The sequence below is a fragment of the Achromobacter pulmonis genome (assembly GCF_002885955.2).
Taxonomy (GTDB): domain Bacteria; phylum Pseudomonadota; class Gammaproteobacteria; order Burkholderiales; family Burkholderiaceae_B; genus Achromobacter; species Achromobacter pulmonis_A.
This window is the reverse complement of sequence record NZ_POQS01000008.1, coordinates 22513-36968: the sequence shown is the minus strand read 5'-3', so window position 1 is coordinate 36968 and position 14456 is coordinate 22513. Positions and strand designations below refer to the sequence as shown.

12 protein-coding genes are annotated in these 14456 nt (G+C 67.6%); 1 reads left to right on the top strand and 11 read right to left on the bottom strand.

The genetic code is table 11. The features are described from left to right. Positions 1-3: 3 nt before the first annotated feature. The 7 genes from C1I89_RS26710 to C1I89_RS26680 form a co-directional block, all read right to left on the bottom strand. Complete coding sequence (locus tag C1I89_RS26710) at positions 4-786, bottom strand: SDR family oxidoreductase (RefSeq protein WP_102775415.1); 783 nt, start codon at positions 784-786, stop codon at positions 4-6. Positions 787-797: 11 nt separating this feature from the next. Next, a complete protein-coding gene (locus tag C1I89_RS26705) occupies positions 798-2492 on the bottom strand; it encodes a thiamine pyrophosphate-binding protein (RefSeq protein WP_102775414.1) in 1695 nt (564 codons plus the stop codon). A gap of 55 nt (positions 2493-2547) precedes the next feature. Beyond that, a complete protein-coding gene (locus C1I89_RS26700) occupies positions 2548-3534 on the bottom strand; it encodes a tripartite tricarboxylate transporter substrate binding protein (RefSeq protein ID WP_102775413.1) in 987 nt (328 codons plus the stop codon). Beyond that, a complete protein-coding gene (locus tag C1I89_RS26695) occupies positions 3531-4283 on the bottom strand; it encodes a GntR family transcriptional regulator (RefSeq protein ID WP_102775412.1) in 753 nt (250 codons plus the stop codon). The genes C1I89_RS26700 and C1I89_RS26695 overlap by 4 nt, the downstream gene beginning before the upstream one ends. A gap of 104 nt (positions 4284-4387) precedes the next feature. Beyond that, a complete protein-coding gene (locus tag C1I89_RS26690; protein ID WP_102775411.1) occupies positions 4388-5107 on the bottom strand; it encodes a VOC family protein in 720 nt (239 codons plus the stop codon). 16 nt (positions 5108-5123) lie between these two features. Beyond that, positions 5124-7859, bottom strand: coding sequence for a preprotein translocase subunit SecA (secA, locus tag C1I89_RS26685; RefSeq protein WP_102775410.1), 2736 nt, complete (start codon positions 7857-7859; stop codon positions 5124-5126). Between the two features lie 205 nt (positions 7860-8064). Then, positions 8065-9033, bottom strand: a complete 969-nt coding sequence (locus tag C1I89_RS26680) for a M23 family metallopeptidase (protein WP_102775409.1) — start codon at positions 9031-9033, stop codon at positions 8065-8067. A gap of 127 nt (positions 9034-9160) precedes the next feature. Here C1I89_RS26680 and C1I89_RS26675 point away from each other — a divergent pair, with 127 nt between their 5' ends. Beyond that, positions 9161-9568 (top strand): DciA family protein, encoded by a 408-nt coding sequence (locus C1I89_RS26675; protein WP_102775408.1) that lies wholly within the window; start codon positions 9161-9163, stop codon positions 9566-9568. A 285-nt stretch (positions 9569-9853) separates the two neighbouring features. On the opposite strand, the gene lpxC is transcribed toward C1I89_RS26675, so the two are convergent. From lpxC to C1I89_RS26655, 4 genes are all read right to left on the bottom strand, one after another. Then, positions 9854-10777, bottom strand: a complete 924-nt coding sequence (gene lpxC, locus C1I89_RS26670; protein ID WP_102775407.1) for a UDP-3-O-acyl-N-acetylglucosamine deacetylase — start codon at positions 10775-10777, stop codon at positions 9854-9856. 242 nt (positions 10778-11019) lie between these two features. After that, positions 11020-12201 carry a cell division protein FtsZ gene (ftsZ, locus tag C1I89_RS26665; protein WP_102775406.1) on the bottom strand — a complete coding sequence of 394 codons (1182 nt, stop codon included), beginning with the start codon at positions 12199-12201 and terminating at the stop codon, positions 11020-11022. Between the two features lie 190 nt (positions 12202-12391). Continuing rightward, the gene (ftsA, locus tag C1I89_RS26660; RefSeq protein ID WP_102775405.1) at positions 12392-13618 is read right to left on the bottom strand and encodes a cell division protein FtsA; all 1227 of its coding nucleotides are present in this window, start codon (positions 13616-13618) and stop codon (positions 12392-12394) included. 4 nt (positions 13619-13622) lie between these two features. Beyond that, positions 13623-14447, bottom strand: a complete 825-nt coding sequence (locus C1I89_RS26655) for a cell division protein FtsQ/DivIB (RefSeq protein WP_102775404.1) — start codon at positions 14445-14447, stop codon at positions 13623-13625. Positions 14448-14456 lie beyond the last annotated feature (9 nt).

Below are 14456 nucleotides of genomic sequence, written 5' to 3'. Positions count from 1 at the left end.
CGCTCAGTACGTGCCGGGGTAGCCGCCGCCGTCGATGAGGATGTTCTGCGCCGTCATGTAGCCCGCGTGGGCCGAACAGACGTAGGCGCATAGCGCGCCCAGCTCCTCGGGCTGGCCGTAGCGGCCCGCCGGGTTCGAGCGCCCGCGCTCGTCCCACAACTGCTCGAAGGTCTTGCCGCCGGACTGCTCGAGCATGCCCTGGATGTGCCTGACCTGCGCATCGGTGGCGAAGGCGCCGGGCAGCAGGTTGTTGATGGTGACGTTGTGCCTGACGGTCTGCCGGGCCAGCCCGCCCACGAAGCCGATCAGCCCCGAACGCGCGCCATTGGACAGGCCCAGTTCGGCGTGCGGCGCCTTGACGCTGCGCGAGACGATGTTGACGATGCGGCCGAAGCGCCGTTCGATCATCCCGTCCACCACGCGCCGGATCATGTCGATCGGCCCCAGCATCATGGCGTCCAGCGCCGCCATCCAGTCCTCGTGCGACCAGTCGCGGAAGTCGCCCGGCAGCGGCCCGTCGGCGTTGTTGATCAGGATATCGGGCCGCGGACAGGCGGCGATGGCGGCGTCGCGGCCCTGCGGCAGGGTCAGGTCGGCCGACACCCAGCCCACGCCCACGCCGGTCTCGCGCGAAATCTCGGCAGCGGCCTGCTCCAGCATCGCCGGATTGCGCGCGGCGATCGTGACCGCCACGCCTTCGCGCGCCAGCTGCAGGGCGCAGGCCCGGCCCATGCCGCGGCTGCCGCCGAATACCAGTGCCGTCTTGCCGCTGATGCCCAGATCCATGCCTGTCTCCTTCAACCCATCCACTGGCTGACCGGCGCCGCGGCGTCCTGCAGCGGCTGGGCCACCACGTCGATCAGCGCCGGACCGTCATGCTCCATGGCCGCCTTGATGGCCGCGTCCAGCTTGGCCGGGTCCTCGACGCGCCATGCCTTCACCCCGTAGGCCTCGGCGATGCGCGCGTGGTCGGTGCGATCGAAGTCCACGCTGTAGTAGCGTTTGTCGTAGCCGGCTTTCTGGCTGGCCTTGATCCAGCCGTAGACCGAGTTCGAGAACACTACCATCAAAAGCGGCGCCTTGTGCCGCACGATGGTCTCCAGCTCGCCCACGGTGAAGCCGAAGCTGCCGTCTCCCATCACCGACACGCACTTGGATTGCGGCCGGCCCACCCAGGCGCCCAGCGCGGCCGACATGGAAAAGCCCAGCGCGCCGTGCGCGCGGTTGGTGATGAAGTGGCGCCCCGGGCGCGACACGTCGTAATAGGCCGAGAAATACGGGCAAGGCGTGCCGGGATCGGCGCACACCACGGCGTCGTCGGGCAGCAGGCGGTTGAGCGATTGCACCACGCGCTCGGGGCGGATGGGCGTGTCCAGGCTGCCGGCCAGCGGCTCCAGCTGGGCGCGGCGCGCCGCCTTGGCGCGGCCGGCCAGCACCGCGCCGTCGACCGCGTCGGCGGGGCGATGGGCCAGGCGCTCGGCCACTTCGGCGCCCAGCGCCTCCAGCGCCAGCCTGGCGTCGCCCACCATGCCGACTTCGGTCAGGTAGTTGGCGCCGATCACCATCGGGTCGATGTCGATGTGCAGGATGGGCACGTCGCGGTTGGGGAAGCGCCAGTGCTCGGTCGAGGTCGAACCGGCGCGGCACCCCACGAACAGCACCGCGTCGGCGGCCGCGACCACTTCGCGCGTCGCCATCACGCCGCCGTTCGAGCCCACCACGCCCGCGTTCAGCGGATGCGTGTCGGCCAGGCTGCCCTGCCCGCTCACCGTCACGCAGACCGCCGCCTTGAGCGCCTCGGCCAGCTGCTGCAGGGCGGCGCTGGCGCCGGCGATCACCACGCCGCCGCCGCAGATGATGACCGGCGAACGCGCGCCGACCAGCCGCTGCGCCGCGCGCGCCACGTCGGCCGGGTCCGGCGCGCAGCGCATCGCCGGGTAGCTGCCGTGCTCGGGCTGGGCCCAGATGTCGGAGGCGTCCACCTGCTGCTTCATCACGTCGTACGGGAAGCACAGGTGGGCCGCGCCCGGCTTGCCGGTCGTCATCGCGCGAAACGCCGCCCGCACCATGCCGGGGATCTGGTCGGCGCGGTCGATCGTGCGGTTCCATTTCGTCAGCGGGCGGTACAGCGCCTCCTGGTCGAGCTCGGTCAGCGGGTACTTGCCGCGCGAGCCCACCGCCACGTCGGAGGTGATGCCCAGCACCGGCACGGACGATTCATTGGCCTCCACCAGGCCCGGCAGCAGATAGGTCGCGCCGCCGCCGCTGGGGCCTTCGCACACGCCGACCTTGCCGGTCACGCGGGCATAGGCGTCGGCCATGTAGCCGGCGCTGCGCTCGTCGCGCGTCAGGATGTGGCGCATGCCGTGGTCCAGGCGGTACAGCGCGTCGTAGAACGGCAGGCTGGTGTCGCCGCACAGGCCGAAAATATGCTTGACGCCGTTGTGCTGCAGCATCCGCACCATTGCTTCGGCGCCGGTCAGGTTTTCCATGTCGTCTCCAGTGTTGTGGCTCGCGCGGCGGCCGGGCATGCCGGCCGCGCGCCGTTCAGTTGTCCAGGTTGATCTTGCTGCTCTTGATGAAGGCGCTCCAGCGCTCGTATTCCGACTTCACGTAGGCGTCCAGCGCCGGGCCGTCGGAGGCCACGATCTCGAAGCCTGCCTCGGTCACTTTCTTCCTGATCGCGGGATCGGCCAGCACGGCCTGGAACGCCGCGGTCAGTTTTTTCACCGTGGCCTCGGGCGTGCCCTTGGGCGCGAACATGCCGCTCCACGAATAGGCGACGAAACCGGGAAAGCCGGACTCGGCCACCGTCGGCACGTTGGGCAGGTCGGGCAGGCGCTTGTCGCCGGCCACGGCCAGCGGCTTGATCTTGCCTGCCTGGATCTGCCCGCGCAGCGCCGCGAAGCTCAGCCAGGTCATGCTGGCCTGCCCGCCCACCACGGCCTGGATGGCCGGCCCGCCGCCGCCGTACGGCACATGCAGCAGCTCGACCTTGGACAGGCGCTTGAGCTCTTCGGGCGCCAGGTGATTCAGCGACCCAACGCCGGTGGAGGCGTAGTTGAACTTGTTGGGCGGCTGCTTGGCCGCCGCCGCCAGGAACTCCTTGAGCGTCTTGCCCGGCACGCTCGGGTTGGCCCCGATCACCAGCGGGAAGCGCACCGTCTGCGAGATCGCGACGAAGTCCTTGAAGGTGTCGTACGGCAGCTTGGGCTTTACGGCGGGATTGATGCCGTGGTTGTCGAAGCTGACCAGCAGCGTATTGCCGTCGGGCTCGGCGCGCGCCACGAAGGCGGTGGCGATCTGGCTGGCCGCGCCCGGGCGGTTCTCGACCACCACCGGACGCCCGCCCAGTTCCTCGGACAGGCGCGGCTGCAGGATGCGGGCCAGGATGTCGGTGCTGCCTCCCGGCGGATAAGGCACGACCATCACCAGCGGCCGCTCTTCCGCCCAGGCGGGCGCCGCGCCCAGGCCGCCCCCTGCGGCGGCCAGCACGCATAACGCCGCCAGTCCGCGTTTCAAGCTGTGGTTCATTGCTTTTCCCCTGCTGATATGGTGTTGGCCGGCGTTGGCGATGCGGGTTCGGCCTGGTCCCGCATGTAGATCGTGGAAAAACCGGTGCGGATGACGTCGGTGATCTGGTCCAGCCGGCGGCCGATGTGCGCGCTCATCAGCCCCGGCAGCGCCTCGATGTCGCGGCGCTCCAGCGCCTCGACGATGCGCAGGTGCTCGCCCTGGGTATGGCCGCGGCGGCCCTGCTGCATGTCGATCCAGCGCACGAAATGGATGCGCGCGTTGACGCTTTCCAGCGCCCGCACGAATTCCTCGTTGCGCGAATAGCGCGCCAGCGTCAGGTGGAAGGCTTCGTCCAGTTCCAGCAGGCGCGTGGCCTCGCAGTCCTCGGGCACGTCGCGCGAACGCTCGACGAAGGCCCGCAGGCCGGCCAGCTCTTCGTCGCTGGCGCGCTCGCAGGCGGCGCGCACGATGCCGGCCTCCAGCACCGCGCGGTACTCGTACAGGCTGTGGATCTGCTTGGCGTCGAGCAGGCGCGCGATGAAGCCCCGGTTCACCGAGCGCGTCAGGAAACCCTCGACCATCAGCTGGTTCAGCACCTCGCGCAGCGGCGTGCGGCTGACGTTCAGCCGGCGCGCCAGCTCCACCTCGTTGATGCGCTCGCCAGGCTTGAACTCGAACCGCACGGCCATCGCCTTGACGGCGCCGTACAGTTCGGCCTGGGCCGCCTGCGTGCGGGCGGCGGGACGGATCGGGTTGGGAGTGGGCATGGCGCCGCCGGATTGCGTGGTCGGATTAAGTGCATACTAAAGTGCATACACTTTGGGCGGCAATGCGGGTTTGTCCCGGGGCGGGACGTGAACGACCTACGGTATTACAGCCCCGTATCCAGCGCGTAATGGGCGCCGTCGCGGTTTTCCAGGGTAAGGGAGCACAGCACCGGCCGGGCGGCCGACTCGTCGGGCCGCACGTGGATGCGCAGGTTGGCCAGCGGCACGTCCCAGCCTTCGCCGGCCGGCTCCGCGACGACGTCGGCGACCTGCGCCAGGCGCTCGGCCACCGCGCGCGCGTCGGCGGCGCGGGCGTCGATGCGCAGCAGGCTGCGCGCGCCGTTGGGATGCGCCATCAGGTCGGGCTGCCACACGCATTCCGGCGTCAGGTGGCGGCAGAAATACATGCGGATGCCGGGCAGCGGCTGCTCGGCGAAACGCACGGTATGGAAACGGGCCTGGACTTCCTCGCCGTCCAGCATGGCCGCGCGGGTCAGTTCCTGGACCGGATTGACGGCGAAGCCTGCGGCCCGCAGGCGTTCGTAGGTGGCCTCGGCGTCGTAGGTGCGGAACACCAGCGCCTCCAGCCCGAAGGGCGAGTCAGCGATCTCCTTGCGCGCCGGCGGCGCGCCGGGCGGCCAGCCCAGGAGTTCGACGTAAGCGCCTTCCAGCACGATCAGGCGGTTGCACGACCCCAGGTTGTGCACCGACTTGTCGCTCAGGCGAAAGCCCTGGCGCTCGAAATGCGGCGACAACGCATCCAGCCGGTCACGCACCATGACCACTGCGTGATCGAATTCGGTACGGCCGACGGGATGCAGCATGGTCAGGTCTCCGGGTTCAGACGAGCTTGCCGTGGCACTGCTTGTACTTCTTGCCGCTGCCGCAGGGGCACGGATCGTTGCGGCCGACCTTGGGCACCACGTTGCGCACCGGCTGGGCGCCGCCCTCGGAATCCTGCTGGGCCAGCGCTTCGTCGTAGTCGGAATGATGGTACTGCACATTCTGCACGTGCGACTGGGCGGCTTCGGCCTCGGCCTGGTCGACCTGCTCCTGCGACTGCACGCGCACCGTCATCAGCACGCGCACCACGTCGTCGCGGATGCGGTCCAGCATGCCCGAGAACAGTTCGAAGGCTTCGCGCTTGTATTCCTGCTTGGGGTTCTTCTGCGCGTAGCCGCGCAGGTGGATGCCCTGGCGCAGGTAGTCCAGCGCCGACAGGTGCTCGCGCCAGTGCGTGTCGATGGCCTGCAGCATGATGGAGCGCTCGAACTGCGACCACGATTCCTGGCCGACCTGGTCGACCTTGGCCTGGTAGGCATCGCGCGCGGCGGCCACCACGCGTTCGCGCAGGTCGTCGTCGGTGAGGTTGGCCTCTTTTTCCAGCATTTCCACCAGCGGAAGCTGGACGTGCCAATCGGCTTCCAGCGCCTTTTGCAGCGCCGGCACGTCCCACTGCTCTTCCACCGATTCCGGCGGCACGTGGACGTTGAACATCTCGATCACGGCGGCGTCGCGCAGGTTCTGCACGGTCTCGCCCACGCTCGCGGCCTCCAGCACGTCGTTGCGCTGCGAGTACAGCACCTTGCGCTGGTCGTTGGCCACGTCGTCGTATTCGAGCAGCTGCTTGCGGATGTCGAAGTTGCGGCCTTCGACCTTGCGCTGCGCGGTCTCGATCGAACGCGTCACCATGCCGGCCTCGATGGGCTCGCCTTCCGGCAGCTTGAGGCGTTCCATGATGGCGCGCACCCGGTCGCCGGCGAAGATGCGCATCAGCGAATCTTCCAGCGACAGGTAGAAGCGCGAGGAACCGGGGTCGCCCTGGCGGCCGGCGCGGCCGCGCAGCTGGTTGTCGATACGGCGCGATTCGTGGCGTTCGGTGCCGATGATGCGCAGGCCGCCGGCGGCCTTGACCTGCTCGTTCAGCGGCTTCCATTCGGCGCGCACCTTTTCGATGCGGGCCTGCTTTTCTTCCTCGGACAGCGATTCGTCGGCGCGGATCAGGTCGACCTGCTTGTCGACGCTGCCGCCCAGCACGATGTCGGTGCCGCGGCCGGCCATGTTGGTGGCGATGGTGATGTGGCCCGGCTTGCCGGCCTCGGCGACGATCTCGGCTTCGCGCGCGTGCTGCTTGGCGTTGAGCACCTCGTGGGGCAGCTTGGCCTTTTTCAGCAGGCCCGACAGCAGCTCGGAGTTCTCGATGCTGGTGGTGCCCACCAGCACCGGCTGGCCGCGCTCGTGGCAGTCGCGGATGTCGTTGAGGATGGCGTTGTACTTTTCCTGGTCGGTCTTGAAGACCTGGTCGTTCTGGTCCTTGCGGACCATGGGCTTGTTGGTCGGGATGATGACCGTTTCGAGCCCGTAGATTTCCTGGAATTCGTACGCTTCCGTGTCGGCCGTGCCGGTCATGCCGGACAGCTTTTCGTACATGCGGAAGTAGTTCTGGAACGTGATCGAGGCCAGCGTCTGGTTCTCGTGCTGGATCTTCACGCCTTCCTTGGCCTCGACCGCCTGGTGCAGGCCGTCGGACCAGCGGCGGCCGACCATCAGGCGGCCGGTGAATTCGTCGACGATGACCACTTCGCCGTCCTGCACCACGTACTGCTGGTCGCGGAAGAACAGCGTGTTGGCGCGCAGCGCCACCATCAGGTGATGCATCAGCGCGATGTGGCGCGGGTCGTACAGCGATTCGCCTTCGGGCAGGATGCCCAGGCGGGCCAGGATGCCCTCGGCGTTCTCGTGCCCGGCTTCGGACAGGTAGACCTGCTGGCTCTTTTCGTCGACCCAGTAGTCGCCTTCGGGTTCCGGTTCCTGCGGCTTGGGTTCGCCGGCCATGCGCTTGAGCAGCGGCGGCACCGCGTTCATGCGGATGTAGAGCTCAGTGTGGTCCTCGGCCTGGCCGGAGATGATCAGCGGGGTGCGGGCCTCGTCGATCAGGATCGAGTCCACCTCGTCGACGATGGCGTAGAACAGGCCGCGCTGGCGGCGGTCCTCAACACGGTATTCCATGTTGTCGCGCAGGTAGTCGAAGCCGAACTCGTTATTGGTGCCGTACGTGATGTCGGCGGCGTAGGCGGCCTTCTTTTCCTCGTTGGGCTGCTGCGGCACCACCACGCCCGTGCTCATCCCCAGGAAGCGGTACAGCCGGCCCATCCATTCGGCGTCGCGGCGGGCCAGGTAGTCGTTCACCGTGACCACGTGCACGCCCTTGCCGGCGATCGCGTTCAGGTAGACCGGCAGGGTCGCCATCAGCGTCTTGCCTTCGCCCGTGCGCATTTCGGCGATCTTGCCGTTGTGCAGGGCGATGCCGCCCAGCATCTGCACGTCGAAATGGCGCATGCCGAACACCCGCTTGCCCGCCTCGCGCACCACGGCGAAGGCCTCGGGCAGCAGCTCGTCCAGGGACGTGCCCTGGGCGTGGCGGGAACGGAACTCCTCGGTTTTGGCCGCCAGCTCCGCATCGGAGAGCGCGGAGATCTTGGACTCGAGCCCATTGATCTGGGTTACCAGCTTGCGATACTGCTTAAGCAGCCGGTCGTTGCGACTGCCTATGAGTTTTTTGAGCAGAGAAACCATGCGTATGTCGGCCGCACGGGACACGCCGCCCTGTCGCCAGGGATGGGCAGCGTCGCCCGTGACTTGATGTTATTGGTTGAGCGGGGGTCCGCTGGGAAACGAGCCAGTTTAACGCACCTGAAGCGCAATAGCCTGGATCTATCAACACCAGGGTAGCACTGTCGGGCAGTTTGACCGGGCAGAGTGCCGCCAGTTCAGCGGCAGTTCAGCGCGAGGCGTGGGCCACGGCGGGCGGCGCGTTCTGCTGCGGTCCCAGGAACAGGCGCGGGTCCAGCGGCTGGCCCGCCAGGCGCACTTCGAAGTGCAGGTGCGGGCCGGTGGAGCGTCCCGAGCTGCCGACGCGGGCCACGGGCTGGCCGCGGTCGACCAGCTGGCCCTGCTTGACCAGCAGCGAAGAGGCGTGGGCGTAGCGGGTGATCAGGCCGTCGCCGTGGTCGATCTCGACCATGTTGCCGTAGCCCGGATGGTATTTGGATTCCAGCACCACGCCGCCGGAGGCGGCCAGGATGGGCGTGCCCGAGGGCGCGGCGAAGTCCAGGCCCTCGTGCATGGCGCTGCGGCCGGTCACCGGGTTGCGGCGCCAGCCGTAGGAGGAGCTGAGGTAGGGATAGTCGGTGATCGGCATGGCCGTCGGCATGCGGGCCTGGTCGGCCGAGCGGCGGGTCAGCGCCGCGTCCAGCAGCTTGAGGTTGTCGGTCTGCTGGGACAATCTGGCCTGGATCTCGTCGAGCTGGCGCCCGAGGGCTTCGGCCGAGGCGGCGCTGGGCGGCGGGTGGTCGGTGAAGAGGTCGTCCATGACCTCGGTGGCCTCGGGCTGGATCAGCGCTTCCGGCTGGGCCACGGCCAGTTGCTTGGCGAGTTCGGGATCGGTGTAGGCCACGCCGGCGACCTTGGCCACGCGCTGGCCCAGGCCGTCGATGCTGACCAGCTTGGCCTGCAGCGCCCCCACCTTGGCCGCCAGCAGGTTCATGTTGCCGCGCAGGAAATCGGCGTCGCGCCCCGGCTGGCTGGCCAGGGGCCAGCCCACGGTGTGTACGGCCGGCGATACCGGAGTAAGGTATCGTTGTAGCGCGGCGCCGCAGATGGCGGCCGTGATCAAGGCGAGCCCCAGGAACAGCGCGAGGTGGCCGCCGCCCAGGGTGAAATGCCCGTCCTTCCCGTCACGGGCGTGCATAATCACGATTTTCAAGGTTTGCTTCCTAATTCATAGAGCCGGCATGAATAGACCCACTTCATACCGCCAACGTTCCAGTTCCAGCCGGCGCGAGGACAATACCGCCCTGGGATGGCTGGGTCATGACATGCGGGGCGCCGGCGTCCTGGCGACCGCCCGCAAGCACTTGCAAATCCAGTACGCGGTGGCGGCGGTTCTGCCCGCCCCGCTGGGCGCCGTCTGCCAGGTGGGCAAGCTGGAAAACCAGTGCCTGCACCTGGTGGTGCCGAGTGCCGCTCATGCGGCCAAGATGCGTCAGCTGGCCCCGCGCATCGCGCGGACTCTGGCCGACCAAGGCTGGAACCTTAACGAAATCGCCGTCAAGGTACAAGCGGGTTTGCCCACGCCCGGCGCCCGCCAGCCCCGCCCCCCGAAGGAAGCGCAACCGCTGGGCGCAACCGCGCTGGGCGCCTTTGAAACGCTGCAAGGCAAGCTGCGTCCCGGACCGCTGGCCGACGCGGTCGCCAAACTGCTCAGGCACCACAAGAGTAGCTGAACCCGCCCCGCTTGTGCGGCCGCAGCCGCGTCCCGAAACCAAGCGAAACCAAGTTCTCGGACGGAGCCATACTATGGTTTGCCACCGGTTTACGCCCTAAGCGCGAGAGGATGACGCCCCCCATCGTCCAAGGGGAGCCATCGCAACGCTGAGGCCCGCAAAGACAGTCGGGGCATTAACCCGCTGCTGCCAGGAGCAAGCGGGGACACCGCCAGATCCGGCTCCGCCGGTCTGCAGGTGTCGCCCCCCTGGGGGGGCGCGCGTAAGCGCGTAGGGGGGGAGCCTTCAGGCCAGCTTCCACTCGTGGCGGAACGCCTGGGGCGCCTCCGCCTGCGATTCGTAGCTGATCAGTTCCCAGGCATCGCGCTGGGCCAGCAGCGCGCGCGCCAGCTGGTTGTTCAGGCCGTGGCCAGACTTGCACGCCACGTAGCGCGCAACCAGGGGCTTGCCCAGCAGGTACAGGTCGCCGATGGCGTCCAGGATCTTGTGCTTGACGAACTCGTCGTCGTAGCGCAGGCCGTCGCTGTTGAGCACGCGGTACTCGTCCATCACGATGGCGTTGTCCAGGCTGCCGCCGCGGGCCAGGCCCATCGAGCGCAGGGCCTCGACCTCGTTGACGAAACCGAAGGTGCGCGCGCGGGCGATCTCGCGCACGTAGGAATGGGTGGCGAAATCGATCTCGGCGAAATTGGCCGTGGAGTCGATCGCGGGGTGGCGGAAGTCGATGGAAAACGCGAGCGCGAAGCCTTCGTGCGGCTCCAGGCGCGCCCACTTCTCGTTGCGGCCTTCGCCTTCGCGCACTTCCACGGGCTTGAGCACGCGGATGAACTGCTTGGGCGCGTTCTGTTCGACGATGCCGGCCGAGCGCAGCAGGTAGACGAAGGTCGCCGCGCTGCCGTCCATGATGGGGACTTCTTCCGCGGTCAGGTCGACGTGCAGGTTGTCGATGCCGAGTCCGGCCAGGGCGGACATCAGGTGTTCGACGGTGGAGACGCGGACGTTGCCCTGCTGCAGCACGGACGCCATGCGCGTGTCGCCCACGCCGGACGCCTGGGCAGGCAGGTCCACGACCTCGGGCAGATCGACCCGATGGAAAACGATACCGGTGTTGGGTTGTGCCGGGCGCAAGGTGAGCTCGACCCGCCGTCCGGAGTGGACGCCGACGCCTGTCGTGCGGACGAGATTCTGAATGCTGCGCTGTCGGAACATGAGACTTGGGTGATTTGAGCCAGAAAGCCGGCAAGATAACCAATAGATTGCCGGCGTAACTGACGTATTGTAACGCTGTCCGATCCCTGGCGCCATCAGGCGTCCGGACCGACCTATACCTCCGTCCCCTTATTTATGCCGTGCAAGGGAGACACGGACCGCTCCGCCTCCGGCCCGCCCGAGGGGACAGGCGGGCCGGAGATGAGGGAGTGCGCTTTAGAGCCCGGAATGGGCTCTTTGGTTCAATCCGCCTGCTTGCGCAGGAACGCCGGGATGTCGAAATGATCCATGCCCGAGCTTTCCAGCGCGCGCACCTGGGCCGAAGCCTGGCTGCGCGGGTTGCGCATGACCGAGGGCATGTCCAGGTTGCGGTAGTCGCCTTGACCGGCCGGCATCGCGCCCATGGGCATGTTGTCGGTACCGGTGCGCAGCACCTCGGCGGTGTTCTGCACGAGCTGCGGACGCGATTGCGCACGGCCCAGGCCGGTCGCGACCACGGTCACGCGCAGGGTTTCGCCCATGGATTCGTCGTAGGCGGTGCCGAAGATCACGGTGGCGTCGTCCGAAGCGTAGCTGCGGATCGTTTCCATGATTTCGCGCGTTTCGCGCATCTTCAGCGAGCGGCTGGCGGTGATGTTGACCAGCACGCCGCGCGCGCCGTTCAGATCCACGCCTTCGAGCAGCGGGCAGGCAATGGCCTGCTCGGCGGCGACCCGGGCGCGGTCCGCGCCGGAAGCCGACGCCGTGCCCATCATGGCCTGGCCCTGCTCGCCCATGATCGTCTTGACGTCTTCGAAGTCGACGTTGACGTTGCCTTCGACGTTGATGATTTCGGCGATACCCGCGCAAGCGTTGTGCAGGATGTCGTCGGCCGAACGGAAGCAGTCTTCCTGCGTCGCGTCCTCGTCCATCAGTTCATAGAGGTTCTCGTTGAGCACCACGATGAGCGAATGCACGTGCTTGGCCAGTTCGGCGATGCCGTCCTCGGCCATCTTCAGGCGCTTGTTGCCTTCGAAGGTGAAGGGCTTGGTGACCACGCCCACGGTCAGGATGCCCAGTTCCTTGGCCACTTCGGCCACGACCGGACCGGCGCCGGTGCCGGTGCCGCCGCCCATGCCGGCGGTGATGAAGACCATGTGCGCGCCGTTCAGGGCGGCACGGATCTCTTCGCGCGCGGTTTCGGCCGAGGCACGGCCCTGCTCGGGCTTGGCGCCCGCGCCCAGGCCGGTGCGGCCCAGACGGATCTGCACCGGGGCGTTGGTCGCCGCCAGCGCCTGCGCATCGGTGTTGGCGCAGATGAAATCCACGCCGTGCACGCCGTTGCGAATCATGTGCGCGACGGCATTGCCGCCCGCACCGCCCACACCAACGACCTTGATAACGGTCCCTTTGGTGGTGTTTTCAAGCATCTCAAAGTTCATCATGATGACTCCCTCACAAGTCCGATTTTGCAAATCACAAAAATTCCCCAACAACCTATTTTTTGTGAATCGCCTCAAACACGTCGCCGGCGTCGCCCGCAGCGGGTTTGAAGCGCCTCCCCTCTTCTGGCCCGGCCTGCGATACCGCCAGCCGACCGGACCAAGGAGCAGGCCCCAACCTGCCCCCCTCAACCTAGTTCATGAACCATTCCTTCATGCGCGCCAGCAGGCTCTTGAAGTTGCCGGTCTGGGCGGCGACCTTGCGGCCGCGCACCCGCTGCATGCGCGCTTCCTGCAACAGCCCCATCACCGTCGAGAAGCGCGGATTGCGCATCACGTCGGCCAGGCTGCCTTCGTATTCGGGCACCGCCACGCGCACCGGCTTGAGGAACACGTCCTCGGCCAGCTCGACCATGCCGGGCAATTGCGCCGAGCCGCCGGTCAGCACCACGCCGGAAGCCAGCAGGTCCTCGTAGCCGGAGTCGCGCACCACCTGCTGCACCAGGGTGAACAGCTCTTCGACGCGCGGCTCGATCACCGCGCCCAGCGCCTGGCGCTTGACCTGGCGCGGGCCGCGGTCGCCCAGGCCGGGAACCTCCACGGATTCGTCGGGACTGGCCAGCACCTGCTTGGCCACGCCGTAGCGCAGCTTGATTTCCTCGGCATCGGGCGTGGGCGTGCGCAGCATGGCCGCGATGTCGTTGGTGATCTGGTCGCCGGCGATAGGCAGCACGGCGGTGTGGCGGATCGCGCCGCCGGTGAAGATGGCCACGTCGGTGGTGCCGCCGCCGATGTCCACCAGCACGACGCCCAGCTCCTTTTCGTCGGCCGTCAGCACGGCCAGGCTGGAGGCCAGCGGCTGCAGGATCAGGTCCTGCACTTCCAGGCCGCAGCGGCGCACGCACTTGACGATATTCTGGGCGGCGCTGACCGCGCCCGTCACGATGTGCACGCGCACTTCCAGGCGCAGGCCGCTCATGCCGATGGGCTCGCGGATGTCTTCCTGGCCGTCGACGATGAATTCCTGCGTCAGCACGTGCAGCACCTGCTGGTCGGTCGGGATGTTCACCGCCTTGGCGGTCTCGATGACGCGGGCGACGTCGGTGGCGGTGACTTCCTTGTCCTTCACGGCGACCATGCCGCTGGAATTGAAGCTGCGGATATGGCTGCCGGCAATGCCGGTGTAGACGTCGCGAATCTTGCAATCTGCCATCAGCTCGGCTTCTTCAAGCGCGCGCTGGATGGAATTCACAGTGGTCTCGATATTGACGACCACGCCCTTGCGCATGCCGCGCGACTCGTGCTGGCCGAGGCCCAGCACTTCGAATCGCCCTTCAGGCAAAATTTCAGCCACCACAGCCACCACCTTGCTGGTGCCGATATCGAGGGCGACGATAAGGTCCTTGATGTCACGGGTCATGGCGTTAGCGTTTCTTCGGAGGTTTCGGTGTGGATTTGGTTTTGGTTTCCGACGCCGGCAACGGAGCCAGCGCCAGTGCGAAACCATTGGGATAGCGCAAGTCGGCCTGCGTCACGGTGCGCCCTTCCAGGCGCCCCGCCACGTCGGGCCAGGCTTGCACGAAGCGTTGAATTCGGGCGGCGAAGGGCAAGGCGCCGGGCAGGCCGTGCGGGTCCGGCGCGTCGGCGCCCGGATCGCGGCCCAGGTCCAGCAGCATGCCGTTGGACAGCACCACGCGCCAGGCGTAGCGCGGGCTCAGCTCCAGCTGCTTGACGTGCATGTCCAGCGGGGCGAACCAGCGCGCCAGCTCGGCGTAGCGCTGCACCACCAGCGACTCGGTGCCCTCGGGCCCGACGAACTGCGGCAGCACGACGTCGTCGTCCACCTCGCCCGTGTTGGCCGTGAAGGCCTCGCCCCAGGTGTTGATCATCTGGTTCTCGTTCCACAGCGCCAGCGGCTGCTGCTCCTCGATCCGCACGCGCAGCACGTTGGGCCAGATGCGGCGCACGGTGGCATGCCGCACCCAGGGCACCGATTCGAAGATCTCGCGCGCGTCGTCCAGGTCCACCGTGAAGAAGTTGCCCTTGAAGCGGCCGGCGATCGCGGCTCGCACCGCCCCCGGCGACACGTAGTGCAGCTCGGTGTCCGGCATCGATTCCAGCTCGATGGCCGACAGCGTGAAGTACGGGCGCTGCGCTACCCACACCACGCCCGCGACGAGCATGGCGCAGACCGCCAGCACGGCTAGCGTGTTGGCGATCAGGTTGGTAGTTCGGGCGTCGTTCCACACAGAATGTCC